We start from the raw sequence: 15889 nt of genomic DNA, 5'->3' as shown, positions 1-15889 counted from the left end.
AAGGCGAGACATGCCCAACCTGCACCACGTCGTCATGCGCAGCCATTCCGCGCACACCTTCACCGCGTTCCTGACCGAGGTGATGGGGATGGCGGTGCAGTTTCGGATGCACGTCCCCGGTGAGGTGCTGCAGAAGACGCTTGGATGGCCGGCGTCGGACGGTGCGGAGGTCACCATGCTCGGCACCGGCGACACGGGGCTCATCGAGGTGCTCGACGTTCCCGAGCACCTTCGTGAACTCGTGCCCGAGGGGTTGGCAGCACTGTCGTTCATGGCACCCGACTTCGCCGAAACACGCGCGAAGGCCGGCGCCTTCGTTGACGACGTCACGATGCTGGACACCGGTGTGCCTGGCGTGGACCTGTTTTTCTGCACGATGGGCGGGGTGCCCATCGAGTTCATGGGAAGCTATGTCCCTGAGGCGAACTCCGAAGCCAGCGACGCGACGAACTCCTGAGTGCGCCTGCGCGACGCCTGACGCTGGGCGGCATCCTGTCCGAGCGGAACCACGCGCGCTGCCAGATCGGTGACGCCGGCGTCGCGGTAGCTGCGCAGCCGCGCCTCAACGGTCGCCTCGTCGCCCGCCGCCATGGTGTCGCCGACGTCCTCTGCGTCACCCTGTTCGAGCAGGCGGACGTAGTTGGGGGAGAAGTCGGCGTGCCCCAGCACCTCGCTCGCGTACGCCCGGGCATCGTCGACTTCACCGTCGGCGCACAGCGCGACGGGGACACCGGCAACGATGCGGACACCTTCTCGGCCCGCCTCTTTCGCCGCTGCGGTGATGCGCGGCGCCACGTAGTCGCCGATCGCGCGTTCGTCGGCCATCCACAGGATGGTTCCACCGGTGCGTTCGCCGGCGATCCGGAGCATCGTCGGGCCGAGCGCCGCCACCAACACCGGCACGGTGAAGGCATCGGTGACGTCAACGGGGCTGTGTACGTGGTAGGTGTCGTTGTCGACGGCGATCGCGCCAGGTCCACTGAACGCCGCGTCGAGCACCTCGAGGTAGTCGCGCACCAGCCGCGCGGGTTTGTCGTACGGCAGTCCGAGCTGGTCGGCGATGATCCAGTGGTGCGACGGGCCGATCCCCAGTGTGAACCGTCCTTCGCAGGTGATCTGAGTGGTCAGTGCCTGCTGGGCCATGATGAGCGGATGGCGGGTCTGGATCGGCACCACGGCCGTTCCGATCTCGATGCGGTCGGTGGCGTTTCCGAGTAACGCCACGGCCGTCATCGCGTCGAGATAACCGGGCACCTGCGGCATCCAGAAGGTCGCGAAACCCTGCTTCTCGGCGGCTCTTCCGTCGTCGATCAGTCCACTAAGCCGATCGCTGCGCGGGCGCTCCTTATCGGAGCCGACCATCAAACCGATGCGCATTCATACCTCCGCTCACGGCACATAGCGGTCCCATTCGTAGGGGACGACGGTGTGAAACGGTGCGGCGAAAAGCGGTTCGACGCCATCGCCGTCCCATCGGACCTGCAGCACCGGTCGGAGCCGCTCCGCGACCGCCACGGGGCCGTCGTCGAGGAAGCAGTACGTAATCGTCTGCCCGGCAGGGGCACTGGCCAGACGGCCCTCGACGGGCAGCGACGTCGCCGTCCACGCGCCTGCCACCCCGTCGACATCCACCAGTTCGTCCGGAGAAGCTGCGCCTCGTTCCAGCAGTAGATACACGCCTCGACTCGGCCACCACGGCAGCACGTCGGCGCCGGCCTTGATCCGTGGCGCTGCGGCGCGCCGCCGGACGTCGTACACACCGCGTTCGACGGGCGCCAGCAGCGGCAGTTTGCGGCCCGCATCACCGAGCGCCTTGGACAGCGCGAGGAACGGTTCCATGCCCTCGACCCCGGTGAAGAAGTACGTCATCACGTGATCGATCTGGTCGTAGGGAGTTTCACCGGTTGCGCGTGCGGCGCGGCATTGCGACGTGGACACCAGGCGCAGGGATGCGCGCACCGCCGGCATCCGGTGCTGTTCGGGCCGATGGTCCAGGGTGTGCCAGCGCAGATAGTCCGCGTCCGCGCCGTCGGGGTGGCGTCGCGCCATCGAGACGAACACGGTGGTGATGTCCCCGTCTCCGTTGGCGAGCACCTCGGGAACCTCGTCCGACGGTCTGCCCGGCAGTTGCATCGACGTCTCCTCTACACCGAATCCGGCTGTGGCAGCGGGATTTCGGGGTGGCGGGCCTCGATCATCCGGCGGAAACCGTCGCGCCAGCCGACCGTCGTGCGCCCCAGCACCTCGTGCATGCGGTTGACGTCGGGCCACAGCGGCGTGTGGGCCTCGGACGTGTACTCGAAAATCGGATCGACGCCGACCAGTTCTCCCATGTACGCGCAGTACTCCTCGACGCTGACCGTCTCGCTGCCGGCCCAGTTCACCACGACCGGCGGCGTGTCGGCTGCCTCCATCGCTCTGATCCCCAGCGCGACGTAGTCGTCCTCGTAGATCGGGTTGTAGTTGTTCGGCCGGTCCGGGTGCAGTTTTATCGGTCGCCGAGCCAGCATCGCGTCGAGACGGTCGGCGGGGGCGCCGCCTTCGGGCCCGTAGGTGGAACAGATCCTGATGATGGTCAACGGAATCTCGTACTGTCGGGCGACCCACGTGCAGACCGCCTCGGCGGCGACCTTGGAGAAGCTGTAGTTCGCCCGCAACGGCACCCCGGGCGGATCGGATTCGGTCAGCGGCCGCTGACCCTGGTACGCGTAGATCGAGCCGGTCGAACACAGTACGAAGCCTTTTGCGGCGCGGTACCGGTGCAGCAGGTCGCCCGAACGCTGAGCGTTCGTCTCCAGGCAGCGCGTCCAGTCCTCGGCTCCGGGATCGACCGCGGCGTGGAAGACATAGGTGAAATCGTCGGGCAGGGCGGAGAAGTCGCCGTCGCCGATGTCGAGGGCGACCGGAATGACACCGGCGGCGCTCAGCCTGTCGCGGCCGGCCGGCTCGCGCAGACGGGCTGCACCCCATACCTCGTTCTTGCGTGCCAGCTCCCGCGCCAAGGGGAACGCGATCTTGCCGGTGGCACCGGTGATCAGGATCTTCTCGCCGTCGAGCATCCCTTAAGTCTTAGCGCACCGCGCGTCAAATGTTAAGTACTTGATATGTTGGCGGGATGCAGCTCACCTTCGATGCCGAGGTGGAGGCGTTCCGCGCGGAGTTCGTCGCCTTCCTCGACGAGCATCTGCCGCCGCAGGCCGAGGCGGCGGAGCGGTCCCGATCGACGGCCCATGTGCCGCAGTGGGCACGCCGTTGGCAGCGGCTGCTGTTCGATCACGGATGGTTGCTGCCGGGAAACCCGCCGCAATTCGGTGGCCGCAACGCGGGCGTGCTCGAACAGTTCGTCCACCGCGAGGAGCTGGCGCGGCGTCGGATCTACCATGCGTTCAATCCGCAGGGCGTCGGGATCATCGCCGCGTCGCTGCTGTCCTTCGGCACCGAGGAGCAGAAGCAGCGGTGGGCGGTGCCGATTCTGCGTGCCGAGATGACCGCATCGCTGGGCATGAGCGAACCCGGGGCCGGTTCGGACCTGGCGGGCCTAGCGACGCGAGCGGTGCGCGACGGTGAGGATTTCGTCGTCGACGGGCAGAAGGTCTGGACTTCGGGCGCACACGACGCCGATGTCATCCTCGCGTTCGTGCGCACCGACCCGGATGCGCCCAAGCACAAGGGGATCAGCGCGCTGTTGATCCCCACCGACCTACCCGGAGTCGAGCGCAGGCCGTTCGCTTCGGTGTACAGCCGTGAGGACCTGGACTTCAACGAGGTGTTCTTCTCCGGCGTTCGGGTGCCCGCCGAGAATCTCGTCGGTCCTCTGCATGAGGGTTGGCGCGTGGCCAACGGATCGCTGGGCCACGAACGCACCATGATGTGGATGGCGTTCGCCAACCGGCTGGATCAACTACTGCAGGACTTCCGCCCGGCGGGAGCGGTGAACCAGGACCGCTACGCGACCATTGCGATGGACTATCAGGCGCTGCGCCTGCTCGGATCCGTCGCACTGGGACAGGCGGCGCGGGGTGAACGCGACATCCCCGGCGTCTCGGTGTTGAAACTGTTCGGATCGGAGGCCGAGCAGAAGGCGCTCGGGTATGCGCTCGACGCCGCCGGCGCAGAAGGCTTACGCAGTCCGGGGCTCACCGCGCCGTACAACCCCTACAGCCCAGGCCTTTTCACGGCCGACTGGGTCACCCGTTACATCAGCACCTATGCCGGGACCATTTCGGGCGGGGCGTCGGAAATCCAGCGCAACATCATCGCGCAGCGGGTGCTGGGGTTGCCTGCCCGCTGACGTTTCCCGGAGGAAAACCGGCGCTCAGCGCGGTGCGGGGGCCGCCAGCTCCCGCAGTGACGCCATGAACAACTCGTCCATCCGCGGGCTGAGCTCCGCCAACGAGGCGGCACCGGCATGGCCGACGGAACCGAAGACGCGGTCCAGCGCATCGGCACTCGCTGAGGAACCGATCGAAAGGCACAGGCATGCAACGCCGTCGGCGCGCAGTTCCTCGAGGGCCTTGTGCGCGTCGGCCTCCGCATAGCGGCCTTCGTAACCGTCGTCGTAGGGGTGTCCGTCGGACAAGACGAGCAACAGCTTGTTGGGGGTGCCCGCCTCTTCCTTGAGGATCTCGGCCGCGCCGCGGATCGCCGCGCCGAGGCGGGTGTAGCTCGACGGTTGCAGTTGGTTGAGACGAGCGCGTCCGACCGCCCCGAAGCGCTGATCGAACTTCTTGATCGCCGGAAGGTGGACCGCATGGCGGCCCCGGGACCGGAACGCGTAGACCGCGACCCGATCGCCGAGGTCCTCGAGCGTGGCCGCCAGTGTGGCGGCCGCTCGCCGCTGGTGCTCGTGTACGGCCAGGCCGTCCGGGTCGGCGTCGGTTACCGAACCGGACGCGTCGAGCAGGATCAGCACCCCGAGGTTCCTGGCGACCTTGCGGTGCTCGGTGAAGATGTGCTCAGGCGGGGAGAATCCGGAACGCAGGTCGACGGACAGGTCGACGAGGGCTTCGATGTCGAGTTCGTCGCCGTCGGGTCGGCGCCGCAACACCCTGGGGCCCAACCCGATCCGGGAAAGCCGGCGGCGCAGGACGTCGTCGCGGGCGACGGCGGCAGCGGTGACGTCGGCGGGCGTGGTCAGGGGGTAGTCGATCACCCGGCACCAGTCCGGCCGGTACCGGCGGCGGAAGACGTCCCACTCGGGATGCAGCGCTCCGCCCACCCCGACGGCGGCACCTGGGCGTTCGTCGTCGGTGAAGTGGATCCGGTGGGGCAGCGGCCTGGCGTGCGGGCCGCCCGCGCGGACCCGCCGCACGGCTTCGGCCTGCGGATCCCCGCCGGCACTGTTGCCGGACGATCCCGATGTGCCGAGCAGTTTGCGCAGGAAATCCCCGACCGTTTTCGAGTTGAACAGCGGGTTGTCGAACATCTTGAGGATCTTGCTTTCCTCAGACGGTCCCTCGTCGTCGTCATCGTCTCCGTCGTCCACCGGTATGGCGGCCGGATCGGGTGTGAACCGCAGGTCGGCGTCGGAGGCGCGGGCGCCCGGTTCAGCGGCCGTGCTCAGCAGTGCCGACGGTTTGAGGAGGCCGAACCAGTCGGGCGCTTCGCTGACTCGTGTTCGGCTACGCGCGATTTCGAGGGACTCGGCGGCCGATGTGGAGCCATGCGGATCCTCGGGTTCCAGGGCCGCGGCCAGCGGCAGCCGCCGGGCCAGGTCGACGAGCACCCGGCGTCCCTCGACCGCCAGGTAGCGACGCGCGAGGGCCGGACGCGCACGCAACGGACGGACCAACGGCTCCTGCAGGCTGCCCGCCCCGATGAGCGCGCTGTGCAACAGCACTTCCCGCCGAATCTGCTCGTCTGAACCGCTGCCGGTGACGAAGATGGCCGTGCCGTTGGTGTGGGCGGGTTGGCCCTCCGGCGCAGGCGCGATGTCGATCGACCGACCGGCGATGAACGTCGCCAGAAAGCGGAACCGATCGAGTTCGGCTGCGCCCGAGGCACTCACGGGCTCGGTAGCAGCGCATCGACGAGTTCGCCGAGCGCGCGCACGACGTCTCTGTCGTCGGACAGCGCCTCCACGATCGCGGCCTGCACGGCGCGCCGCAGACCGAGCCCCTCGGCAGCCAGGCCGCCGGCCAGGATGAGCATCCGCGTCGAGGACGCCTCGCGTAGCGGTGAGCCGTCGATGCCGCGGATCGCGTTGCCGATCGCCACCAGGGTCTGTGCCGTGTCGGCGTCGATTCCGGCCTCGTGCGCGACGATCTCGGCTTCCACCTCGGGCGGCGGGAAGTCGAGTTCGATCGCGATGAACCGTTGGCGCGTCGACTCCTTGATGTTCTTCAGCACGCTCTGGTAGCCGGGGTTGTACGAGATCACCAGTTGAAACCCGGGCGCCGCCGACAGGGTGGTACCGAGCCGGTCGACCGGCAGTTCGCAGCGGTGGTCGGCCAGTGGGTGGATCACGACGGTGGTGTCCTGGCGTGCCTCGACGATCTCGTCGAGGTAGCAGATCGCCCCTGTCCGAACTGCTCTGGTCAACGGTCCGTCGACCCAGACCGTCTCGCCGCCCTTGAGCAGGAACCGACCCACCAGATCGGCCGACGTCATGTCCTCGTGGCCGGCGACGGTGATCAACTCGCGGCCCAGTTCGTGCGCCATCGCCTCGACGAACCGAGTCTTACCGCATCCGGTGGGACCCTTGAGCAGCACCGGCGAACCTCGCCGCGCCGCGGCACGAAACACCTCGACCTCATCGCCGATGGGCCAGTAAAACGGTGCCCGCGAACGGTCTTCGAGCGTCGGAGCGTGGTTGTTCGCCGACACCTCATTCGCTCCGCTCGTGCGGTATGACGGCGGGCATCTCCACGCCCTCCGGCAGCACGAATTCGCCGTCGGTGTTGATGTAACCCGAGTGTCTGGTCGGGATCGGCAGCGACGGGTCGGGGCACGGCCGGTCAGTACCTTCGCCGCACAAACCTGAGGTGAAATAGGAACGCTTCTGCACATCCTCGGGCCACGGGTCGGCATGGGTCGCCATGAATTGCGCGGGGATGATGTAGAAGACGAAGAACGATGCGCTGATGGCGGCGAAGATCGCGAGGAAACGCACGAACTGCTGTTTGGCGAATCCGCCCCGGACGTTGTCCAGGCCGCGCTCGACGACCGTGCGGCCGCGGTCGTCGGTGAAGAACCGCAGGCAGCACAGCGCGGCCTGCACGCCGCCCCACATCAGGCCCTCATAGATCGGCCACTGGTAGTAGGTGCCCGCGTTGATCGACAGCGCCTGGATGGCACCGGGGAACGTGTACATCCCCAGCGGCATCAGGACCAGGCCCTCCATGACGAAGTCGAACACGAAACCCCACGCGAAGGCGACGCCGATCAGACCCTTGGTGCCGAGATTCGGCCACCGCTGCTGGGCCTTTCGCATGACCCAGCAGCCCAGGATCGTGCACAGCAGTACGCCGTACGCGTATCCGGAGACGTTGATGCCCAACGGTTCTGCCACCTGGGCGCCCGGCCTCTCGGGTGAGAGCCATCCCGGGACGTGCGGAGCCCACGACCCCATGTTGAACGCCCACGCGTTGTAGGTGCACCACGTGTTGATGTAGTTCAGCAGCGGGTCCTGGAAGAAGAACAGGCCCGTGGACACCATGATCATGCCGTCCAACGTGATGCGACGTTCGCGTCGCCAGGGCCGGATGATGAACCACCAGATGGCGACCGGGAAGAGCACCGGTGAACCGATCTGCCACATCATCAGTGCGACCTTCATGAAGGTCGGCGGCTCCGTCGGACCGGGATCGACCGGCGTGAAGTACGGGCCGGTGATCCACCGGATCCAGACGTAGATCTGGAGGACCAGGATCACGCCGCCCAGGGTCGCCCAGATCTTGACCCGGTTCGACGGCCGTGGTGACGCCTCTTCGAGTCGTCCCACTGTGCTGAGCGACTCAGTGGATGGCTTGTTCGACAGTTCGCTCACGACGCCTCCTCGATCGCGCCTCGTCATCGCGATCTCGAGAAATATACCGGTCGGTATCTGGAGAACTCAATGGGATCTTAGATTCTTGTGGCAGAATTCCGGCATGGCGGAGCGGTGGACCCGGGAGCGGCGGCTCGAGCACACCCGGTCCCTGCTGCTGGACGCGGCCGAGAACGTGTTCGCCGAAAAGGGTTTCACGGCAGCCACTGTCGACGACATCGCCTTTGAGGCCGGTTATACGAAGGGCGCCATATACAAGCATTTCGCCACCAAAGAAGAGCTGTTCTTGGCCGTCAGCGACCGCTACTGGCGGCGCTACTTCGACAACTTCGCCGAGGTGATGTCGTCGTCGAAGCAGGTGGGAGCCCGCGAGCGCGACGACATCGCGCAACGGTGGCGTCAGCTGAGCCAGGACCGGGGTGCCGAGCATGCTGCCCTCGGCCACGAGTTCACGTTGTACCTGCTGCGCAATCCGGATGCGCGAGAACGCGTGGTCGGCAAGCGCGCGGAGGTGGTCGAGGCGTTGGCGAAATTCATCGTCGACGGCATCGATCGGCTCGGCGCAACCCTGGTGATCCCGCCGTTGACGTTCGCCCAGGTGCTGATCGCCACCAGTGACGCCATCGTGCTCGGCAGTGAACTCGACGACGTCGACCTGTACCGGCCGATCATCGACATGTACGTCTCGGCGATCAAATTCCCATGACGTGAGCCGCCGAACGGACCGAAACCTAGGCTGTGGCAATCGATATGGATTTGGTGTCGGTGTACCCGTCGATGCCCTCGCGTCCGAGTTCGCGACCGTATCCGCTGTCCTTGACGCCGCCGAACGGGGCGAACGGATCCATCGTGTAACCCTGGTTGACGCCGAACGTCCCGGTGCGGATGCGCTCGGCGACGGCGACTCCGCGCTCGGTGTCGGTCGTCCACACTGATCCGGCCAAGCCGTAGTCGGAGTCGTTGGCCACCGCCACCGCTTCGTCCTCGTCGGCATAGGCGATGACGGTCAGGACGGGCCCGAAGATCTCTTCGCGTGCGATGGTCATGTCGTTGTCGGCGTCGGCGAACAGCGTCGGCTTCACATACCAGCCACGGTCGAGCCCGTCGGGCATGTCGGCGCCCCCGACGACGAGGCGCGCGCCTTCGGACCGGCCGGTCTGGATATAGCCCCGCACGCGCTCCTGCTGACGTTGTGCGACGAGCGGTCCGACCTGTGTGGCCGGATCCGTCGGATCCCCCACGATGAGCGACGTCATCTCGGCGGCCAGGGCATCGGTGAACTCAGCCGAACGTGCCGCAGGCACCAGAATCCTGGTGAGCGCGTTGCAGATCTGACCGCTGTTGGACAGGCTTGCCGAGCGGACGCCTGCGGCGACGGCCGCGGGATCGGCATCGGAGAGCACGACGGCCGCCGACTTGCCGCCGAGTTCGAGGCTGACGCGGCGCAGATCGACGGCGCACGCGGCGGCCACCGCCTTGCCCGCCGCGGTCGACCCGGTGAACGAGACCTTGTCAACCCCGCGATGTTTCACGAGGTACTCGCCCGCGGACCGGTCACCCGGCAGCACGCTGACCACGCCGTCGGGCAGCCCGGTCTCGGCGATCATGTCGGCGAGCAGCAGTGCGTCCAGCGGTGATTCGGCCGCAGGCTTGAGCACGACCGTGCAGCCGGCGAGCAGCGCGGGGATCAGCTTGGTGACGATCAGGAACTGCGGCATGTTCCACGGCACGATGGCGGCGACGACGCCTACGGGCTCGCGGCGGATACGGATATCGGTTCCATACATCCCCGGGCGGGATTCCTCCCACGGGTACGTGTCGGCCAGATCGCAGAACGCCGACATCATCATCGTGGGCAGTCCGACCTGCGCGCGCTGGGCGAAGCTGATGGGCGCCCCGATCTCGGCGGTGATGGTCTCGGCCATCTCGCCGCGCCGTTCGCCGTACCGCTCGGCCAGGCGGCGCACGGCGGCGATGCGTTCGGTAGGGGCCAGGCGCGGCCACGGACCGGAGTCGAACGCGGAGCGTGCGGCGGCGACGGCCCTGTCGATGTCCGCGGGCCCGGCGGCGGCGACACGCGCGACGGGTTCCTCGGTGTGAGGGGAGACGACCTCGATGTGGTCTCCGGCGCTCGCTGGCGACCATTGGCCGCCGATGAACAACTCGTCCGATCGCATTGTCTGCTCACCCTTCCGCGCCGATGTCTGCACCACGGTTGTGGTCCGAATGGGAGCCCGACCGCGGTCCGGAAATCGGTGACGCTGCCCGGCCCAGCCGGTCTGTATCAACTACTTGCGATTGTGACATGGAGCATATACCGTCGGCGCTGCAGCTCCCGGCACGGTCCAGGCCGGGCGGACAGGAGTAGGCAATGGCTCGCTTTCCCAAACCGCCAGAAGGAAGTTGGACGGAGCACTATCCCGAACTGGGCACCGATCCGGTCTCCTACGAGGACTCCATCAGCCCGGAGTTCTACGAGACGGAACGCCACGCGATCTTCAAGCGCGCGTGGCTGAATGTCGGTCGGACCGAACAGGTTCCGCGCAAAGGCAGCTACTTCACCAAGGAGTTGAAGGTCGCAGGCACGTCGATCATCGTGGTGCGGACCACCTCCGGTGAGGTCAAGGCGTATCACAACATCTGTCGGCACCGCGGCAACAAACTGGTGTGGAACGACATGCCGCTCGAAGAGACCAGCGGGGTGTGCAGGCAGTTCACCTGCAAGTACCACGCCTGGCGCTACGACCTCGACGGCAACCTCACCTTCGTGCAGCAGGAGGGGGAGTTCTTCAACCTCGACAAGAGCCGCTACGGGCTGGTGCCGGTGCACTGTGAGGTCTGGGAGGGGTTCATCTTCGTCAACTTCGCCAAGGAACCCGAACAGTCGCTGCGCGAGTTCCTCGGTCCGATGATCACCGACCTGGAGGGCTATCCGTTCGACAAGATGACGTCGCGGTTCCACTACCGGTCCGAGGTCAAGGCGAACTGGAAGCTCTACATGGACGCCTTCCAGGAGTTCTACCACGCACCGGTACTGCACGCGAACCAGTCGCCGACCGCCTACTCGAAGGCCGCCGCCGAGGCCGGCTTCGAGGCGCCGCACTACCGCATCGAGGGCCCGCACCGACTGGTCAGCACCTCGGGTGTGCGCGCCTGGGAGATGGCCGACGAGATGCGCAAGCCGATCGAGGACATCTGCCAGAGTGGATTGTTCGGGCCATGGGACAAGCCGGATCTGGGGGAGATGCCCGCCGGCCTGAACCCGGCGAAATGCGATCCGTGGGGCCTTGATTCGTTCCAGTTGTTCCCGAACTTCGTGATCTTGTTCTGGGGGCAGGGTTGGTACCTGACCTACCACTACTGGCCGACGTCGTACAACACACACCTGTTCGAGGGCACCGTGTATTTCCCGCAGCCGCGCACTCCCCGGGAGCGCATCGCGCAGGAACTGGCCGCGGTGTCGTTCAAGGAATACGGGTTGCAGGACGCCAACACGCTGGAGGCCACCCAGTCGATGATCGAGTCGCGGGTGCTCGACGACTTCCTGCTCTGCGATCAGGAGGTGCTGATCCGCCACCTGCACAAGGAGACCGCGGCGTGGGTGGAGAACTATGAACGCAAGACGGCGGGTGTGTGAGATGACGACCGCGACGGCCAAGTTGCCACCCGAATTCGCCGATCTGGAACAGTTTTCGGACTGGTGCCTGGGGTCGGAGGCCGAACGCTATGCCAAGCGGCTGTCCTCGACGATGACCGAGATGCAGGCCTTCTACGACGCCATTACCGCGCGCGCCGAAGAGGCCATCGCCTACTGCGACAAGTTCTCCCTGGACGATCTGCCCGAAGATGTGCTCAACCTGATGCACCTGCTGTACTCGATGATTCAGGTGTCCTTCCCGGTCGAGTGCTGGAAGCAGCCGAAGGTGCCCGATTCGGGTGCCACGACGCTCGACTGCGTTTCCGAACCGGTTCCGTGACGGATCGAATCGTCCTGCGCGCTGCGCGCTGGGGCGACGTCGAGGCCGGTGAGGTGCGCTCGCCGGCCGTGGTGGTCGTCGAAGGCAACCGCATAGTCGCGGTCAATCCACCGGAAACACAGGACGATTCGGTGACCGAGATCGACCTCGGAGATGTCACGCTGTTGCCGGGCCTGATGGACATGGAGCTCAACCTCCTGATCGGAGGGCCCGGCGGGCCGGAGGGCTTGCCCAGCCCGATGCACGGTGTGCAGGACGATCCCGTCTATCGCACGCTGCGCGGGGCGGTCAACGCGCGCAAGACGCTGGAGGCGGGCTTCACCAGCGTGCGCAACCTCGGCCTCATGGTTAAGACGGGCGGCTACCTGCTCGACGTCGCGTTGCAGCGGGCGATAGACCAGGGGTGGCACGTCGGCCCACGGATCTACCCCGCCGGGCACGCGGTCACCCCGTACGGCGGCCATCTCGATCCGACGGTGTTCCAGCGGCTGGCTCCGGGGATCATGCCGTTGTCGGTGGCCGAGGGCATCGCCAACGGCGTCGACGACGTGCGCGCGTGCGTGCGCTACCAGGTCCGCCACGGCGCCAAGCTGATCAAGGTGTCGGCCTCCGGCGGGGTGATGTCGCACAGCACCGCTCCCGGCGCGCAGCAGTACTCCGACGCGGAACTCGCCGCCATCGCCGACGAGGCACACCGTGCCGGCGTCCGCGTCGCCGCACATGCGATAGGGGACAGCGCGATCCGTGCGTGCATCAAGGCAGGCATCGATTGCATCGAGCACGGATTCCTCGCCAGCGACGACACGATCCAACTGATGGCCGACACCGGAACCTTCCTCGTCTCGACCACCTACTTGACCCAGGCGATGGCCATCGACCGCATCGCGCCCGAGCTGCGCAAGAAGGCCGAGGAGGTGTTCCCCCGGGCACAGGCCATGCTGCCCAAGGCCATTGCGGCCGGTGTGCGCATCGCCTGCGGCACCGATGCCCCGGCGATCCCGCACGGACAGAACGCCAAAGAACTGTGTGCGCTCGTCGAACGGGGCATGACGCCGATTCAGGCGATCCGCGCCGCCACCGTGACCAGCGCCGAGCTGATCGAGGCCGACGACGAGCTGGGCCGCTTGGCGCCCGGCTACCTCGCCGACATCATCGCGGTGCCCGGGGATCTGACCGACATCGCCGCCACCCTCGATGTGTGCTTCGTGATGAAGGACGGTCACGTCTACAAGCACGAAGAGGGGTGACGGCGGTGGCTGGGGAAACAGACGCAGAACTGGGCATGGAACTCGGTGACAACACCCTGTGGCATCTGAAGCAGGCCTGGTACTTCGCGCTGACCGCCGTCAACGACGCGGTCGGCCAGCACGGCGTCAGCACCGCCCAGATCGGTGTGCTGCGTCAACTGGCCAATGAGCCGGGCCTGTCCGGAGCCGAACTCGCGCGTCGCCTGCTGATCACCCCGCAGGGGGTGCAACTGGCGGTCAAGTCTCTGGAGCAGCGGGGGCTGGTCGAACGTAAACCCGATCCCCAACACGCGCGAATCTTGAAGGCGTACCTGACCTCTGAGGGACGCAAGGTCGCGGGCGCGGTCGTCAGCGATGCCATCGCCGCCCACGAAGCCGTCTTCGGCGTCCTTACCGAAGAAGAGCAGCAGACGCTGCGTGACCTGCTGGCCCGGGTGGTCGTGAAGGGTACCGGGCACACGATGGCCGATGACCACATCGGCGACTGATCGACTCAGCCGTTGCCGAAACCGATATGGCTGCGAATCAACGGAAGATCCGCCATCGTCGCGAAGCCCGCGGGCGCGGCGACGATCGCCGGCACCGCGTTGAGCACCTGCATCGCCGTCGCCACATTCGCCGACCGCACGTGCTCGGCCATGCCCGCATCACGGCTGAAGCTGGCGAGGGAGAAGAAGTGGGTGCGCATCGAGGGATCACCCTCGATGGTCAGCGTCCAGCCGTGTTGTGGCTTCGGCCAATGCGTGGGGTATTCGTTGCCGACCGTCCACAGTGTCTCGATCTCGACCAACGTCTCACCGTCGCGTCGGCCCGACCAGGTCCACCGTTGGCCCGCCGTCGTTCCCGCGGCCAGGACGCGGTCGAAGATCTGATGGTCGGACGTGGCGGCGACGGCGTCGACCGAGGCGGTCACCTCGTCGATGCCCGCGTTGAGCGCGTCGGCGATGAGCCAGACCTGCTCGCTGAAGATCGCGCTGTTGAACGCGAGGAAGTCGGTGCCCGTGGGGCTGATGGTCTCGACGGGTTCTCCGAAGCACATGTTGTCGAACGTGATCGCCGTGCTGTCGTAGACCGACCAGTCGGCGCGCTCCTGCAGGGTGATCCTGTCGATGGTGCGGCTCATCCCCGACAACGCCAACGGCAGCACGCCGGACAGGTTGCCCGGATTCAGACCGCTTCCGTGCACGGTGCTGTTGCCGGTCTTGCACGCGTCGAGCAACCGATCGCGGTCCGCAGGCCGGGTGCGACGCGGGTGGAACAAGAATGCGGTCGTGGCCACGTTCTTGCCGCTGGCCAGGATCGCGCACACCTCGTCGACATCGGTGTTGCGGGGCGTGTACAGCACGCAATCGGCGTCGAGGGCGAGGATCCGGTCCACGTCGGTGGTGGCGGCGACGCCGATCGGGTCGCGGCCGGCCAGCGTGCCGACGTCGACACCGTCCTTCGCCGCGGAATACACACGCGCCCCGACCAGATCGAACGCCGACCGGTTGTCCAGCACCGCGGTGATCATCTCGACGCCCACGGCGCCGGTGCCCCATGCGATGACGCGATGCCGTTGCATCCGGTCACGCTACGTCACCCGCACACGGCGCCGCATCAAGCGCTTGAGATCAATCGCAAGTACTTGATACTGTGGTGACGATGTCCGAGGACGAGTTCGCCCCACTGCGCATCAAACGCGTGGTGCACGAAACCAGCGACGCCGTGTCGCTGGTTCTCGATGTTCCGGCGGACTGCTCCGATCGCTTCGTCTATAAGGCGGGTCAGTTCCTGACGCTGCAGGTCAGGGTGGACGGAGACGACCACCGGCGCTGCTACTCGATGTCATCGTGCCCGCACAACGGCAACGACCTGCAGATCACCGTCAAGCGCGACCCGGGTGGGCTGGTCTCGAACTGGCTCAACGACACCGCGCAGGTGGGCGTCGAGATTCACGCTTCGCCACCCGACGGTCGATTCCTGCTCGGCGACACCGAGCGCGACATCGTCGCGTTCGCCGGCGGCAGCGGTATCACCCCGATCTTTTCGCTGATCGGCTCGGCGTTGGTGAGCACCCGCAGGCGGGTTAGGCTGTTCTACGCCAACAGAAGCCGCGATTCGGTGATCTTCGGCGAGCCGCTCACAGCGCTGGCCGCCGCCAACGCCGAGCGCCTGTCGGTGACCAACCACTTCGACGACGAAGCCGGCGTCGTGCAGGCCGCGGCGGTCGAGGCATTCGCATCGGCGAGCGGTGACGTCGACTATTACATCTGTGGTCCTGGGCCGTTCATGGACACCGTGGAGAACACGCTGTTGGGCATGGGCGTGCCGCGCGAGCGGCTTCACCTCGAACGGTTCACGGTGGCACCGGTTTCCGACGAGGTCGCCGCCACCTCGGAGCAGACCGAGGAGGTGGTCATCGAACTCGATCGCAAGACCACCACCGCGCCCTACCGGTCGGGTAACACGCTGCTGCAGACCGCGCGCATGGCGGGGTTGCGTGCGCCCTCGTCCTGTGAGACGGGTTCATGCGGAACGTGTATGGCGCGGATCGTGTCCGGAAGCGCCCGCATGCTGAACAACGATGCGCTCGATGACGACGAAGTGGCCGAAGGTTGGGTGCTGACATGCCAGTCGCTGCCGACGAGCCGAACGGTCCACATGGTCTATGAGTAGAAGACGAGGTCAACTGATGG

At 66.6% G+C, this 15889-nt stretch carries 16 protein-coding genes; 8 read left to right on the top strand and 8 right to left on the bottom strand.

Features of this window, described 5'->3' with window-relative positions; all coding sequences use genetic code 11:
• Nucleotides 1-10: 10 nt before the first annotated feature.
• The gene (locus tag A5759_RS21425) at nucleotides 11-457 is read left to right on the top strand and encodes a VOC family protein (RefSeq protein WP_068200994.1); all 447 of its coding nucleotides are present in this window, start codon (nucleotides 11-13) and stop codon (nucleotides 455-457) included.
• On the opposite strand, the gene A5759_RS21420 is transcribed toward A5759_RS21425, so the two are convergent.
• The 3 genes from A5759_RS21420 to A5759_RS21410 are packed head-to-tail and all read right to left on the bottom strand — an operon-like array spanning nucleotide 409 to nucleotide 3059.
• A complete protein-coding gene (locus A5759_RS21420; RefSeq protein WP_068200992.1) occupies nucleotides 409-1377 on the bottom strand; it encodes an LLM class F420-dependent oxidoreductase in 969 nt (322 codons plus the stop codon). The two genes, A5759_RS21425 and A5759_RS21420, sit on opposite strands and share 49 nt — an antisense overlap.
• 12 nt (nucleotides 1378-1389) lie before the next feature.
• The gene (locus tag A5759_RS21415) at nucleotides 1390-2133 is read right to left on the bottom strand and encodes a hypothetical protein (protein ID WP_068200990.1); all 744 of its coding nucleotides are present in this window, start codon (nucleotides 2131-2133) and stop codon (nucleotides 1390-1392) included.
• 11 nt (nucleotides 2134-2144) lie between these two features.
• Nucleotides 2145-3059: an NAD(P)-dependent oxidoreductase gene (locus A5759_RS21410; protein WP_068200989.1), complete on the bottom strand. Its 915-nt coding sequence runs from the start codon at nucleotides 3057-3059 to the stop codon at nucleotides 2145-2147.
• Between the two features lie 56 nt (nucleotides 3060-3115).
• Here A5759_RS21410 and A5759_RS21405 point away from each other — a divergent pair, with 56 nt between their 5' ends.
• Nucleotides 3116-4291, top strand: coding sequence for an acyl-CoA dehydrogenase family protein (locus tag A5759_RS21405; RefSeq protein ID WP_068200987.1), 1176 nt, complete (start codon nucleotides 3116-3118; stop codon nucleotides 4289-4291).
• A gap of 24 nt (nucleotides 4292-4315) precedes the next feature.
• On the opposite strand, the gene A5759_RS21400 is transcribed toward A5759_RS21405, so the two are convergent.
• From A5759_RS21400 to A5759_RS21390, 3 genes are read right to left on the bottom strand one after another with little or no spacing between them, the layout of a single operon-like run.
• Nucleotides 4316-6007 carry a nitric oxide reductase activation protein NorD gene (locus A5759_RS21400; RefSeq protein WP_068200985.1) on the bottom strand — a complete coding sequence of 564 codons (1692 nt, stop codon included), beginning with the start codon at nucleotides 6005-6007 and terminating at the stop codon, nucleotides 4316-4318.
• Entirely contained in the window at nucleotides 6004-6825 is an 822-nt protein-coding gene (locus tag A5759_RS21395) for an AAA family ATPase (RefSeq protein WP_068200981.1), read from the bottom strand. Before A5759_RS21395 ends, A5759_RS21400 begins: the two co-directional genes overlap by 4 nt.
• Before the next feature lies 1 nt (nucleotide 6826).
• The gene (locus A5759_RS21390) at nucleotides 6827-7987 is read right to left on the bottom strand and encodes a spirocyclase AveC family protein (RefSeq protein ID WP_068200979.1); all 1161 of its coding nucleotides are present in this window, start codon (nucleotides 7985-7987) and stop codon (nucleotides 6827-6829) included.
• A gap of 103 nt (nucleotides 7988-8090) precedes the next feature.
• Here A5759_RS21390 and A5759_RS21385 point away from each other — a divergent pair, with 103 nt between their 5' ends.
• A complete protein-coding gene (locus tag A5759_RS21385; RefSeq protein WP_068200977.1) occupies nucleotides 8091-8693 on the top strand; it encodes a TetR/AcrR family transcriptional regulator in 603 nt (200 codons plus the stop codon).
• 25 nt (nucleotides 8694-8718) lie between these two features.
• Here the strand turns inward: A5759_RS21385 and A5759_RS21380 are convergent, their stop codons facing one another.
• The gene (locus A5759_RS21380) at nucleotides 8719-10164 is read right to left on the bottom strand and encodes an aldehyde dehydrogenase (protein WP_068200975.1); all 1446 of its coding nucleotides are present in this window, start codon (nucleotides 10162-10164) and stop codon (nucleotides 8719-8721) included.
• 194 nt (nucleotides 10165-10358) lie between these two features.
• Between A5759_RS21380 and A5759_RS21375 the strand changes: the two genes are divergently transcribed.
• From A5759_RS21375 to A5759_RS21360, 4 genes are read left to right on the top strand one after another with little or no spacing between them, the layout of a single operon-like run.
• Nucleotides 10359-11624, top strand: coding sequence for an aromatic ring-hydroxylating dioxygenase subunit alpha (locus tag A5759_RS21375; protein ID WP_068200973.1), 1266 nt, complete (start codon nucleotides 10359-10361; stop codon nucleotides 11622-11624).
• A 1-nt stretch (nucleotide 11625) separates the two neighbouring features.
• Nucleotides 11626-11964: a hypothetical protein gene (locus A5759_RS21370; protein ID WP_066845339.1), complete on the top strand. Its 339-nt coding sequence runs from the start codon at nucleotides 11626-11628 to the stop codon at nucleotides 11962-11964.
• Nucleotides 11961-13211, top strand: a complete 1251-nt coding sequence (locus A5759_RS21365) for an amidohydrolase family protein (protein ID WP_068200970.1) — start codon at nucleotides 11961-11963, stop codon at nucleotides 13209-13211. The genes A5759_RS21370 and A5759_RS21365 overlap by 4 nt, the downstream gene beginning before the upstream one ends.
• Nucleotides 13212-13246: 35 nt before the next feature.
• Entirely contained in the window at nucleotides 13247-13699 is a 453-nt protein-coding gene (locus A5759_RS21360) for a MarR family winged helix-turn-helix transcriptional regulator (protein WP_066845347.1), read from the top strand.
• Between the two features lie 5 nt (nucleotides 13700-13704).
• On the opposite strand, the gene A5759_RS21355 is transcribed toward A5759_RS21360, so the two are convergent.
• Nucleotides 13705-14775: a dihydrodipicolinate reductase gene (locus tag A5759_RS21355; RefSeq protein WP_068200968.1), complete on the bottom strand. Its 1071-nt coding sequence runs from the start codon at nucleotides 14773-14775 to the stop codon at nucleotides 13705-13707.
• Nucleotides 14776-14855: 80 nt separating this feature from the next.
• On the opposite strand from A5759_RS21355, the gene A5759_RS21350 reads away from it, so the two are divergent.
• Nucleotides 14856-15869: a ferredoxin--NADP reductase gene (locus tag A5759_RS21350; RefSeq protein WP_068201257.1), complete on the top strand. Its 1014-nt coding sequence runs from the start codon at nucleotides 14856-14858 to the stop codon at nucleotides 15867-15869.
• Nucleotides 15870-15889: the final 20 nt, after the last annotated feature.

This window comes from Mycobacterium sp. 852014-52144_SCH5372336 (genome assembly GCF_001665615.1).
GTDB classification, from domain to species: Bacteria; Actinomycetota; Actinomycetes; order Mycobacteriales; family Mycobacteriaceae; genus Mycobacterium; species Mycobacterium neumannii_A.
This window is presented reverse-complemented; position numbering and strand designations above follow the sequence as displayed.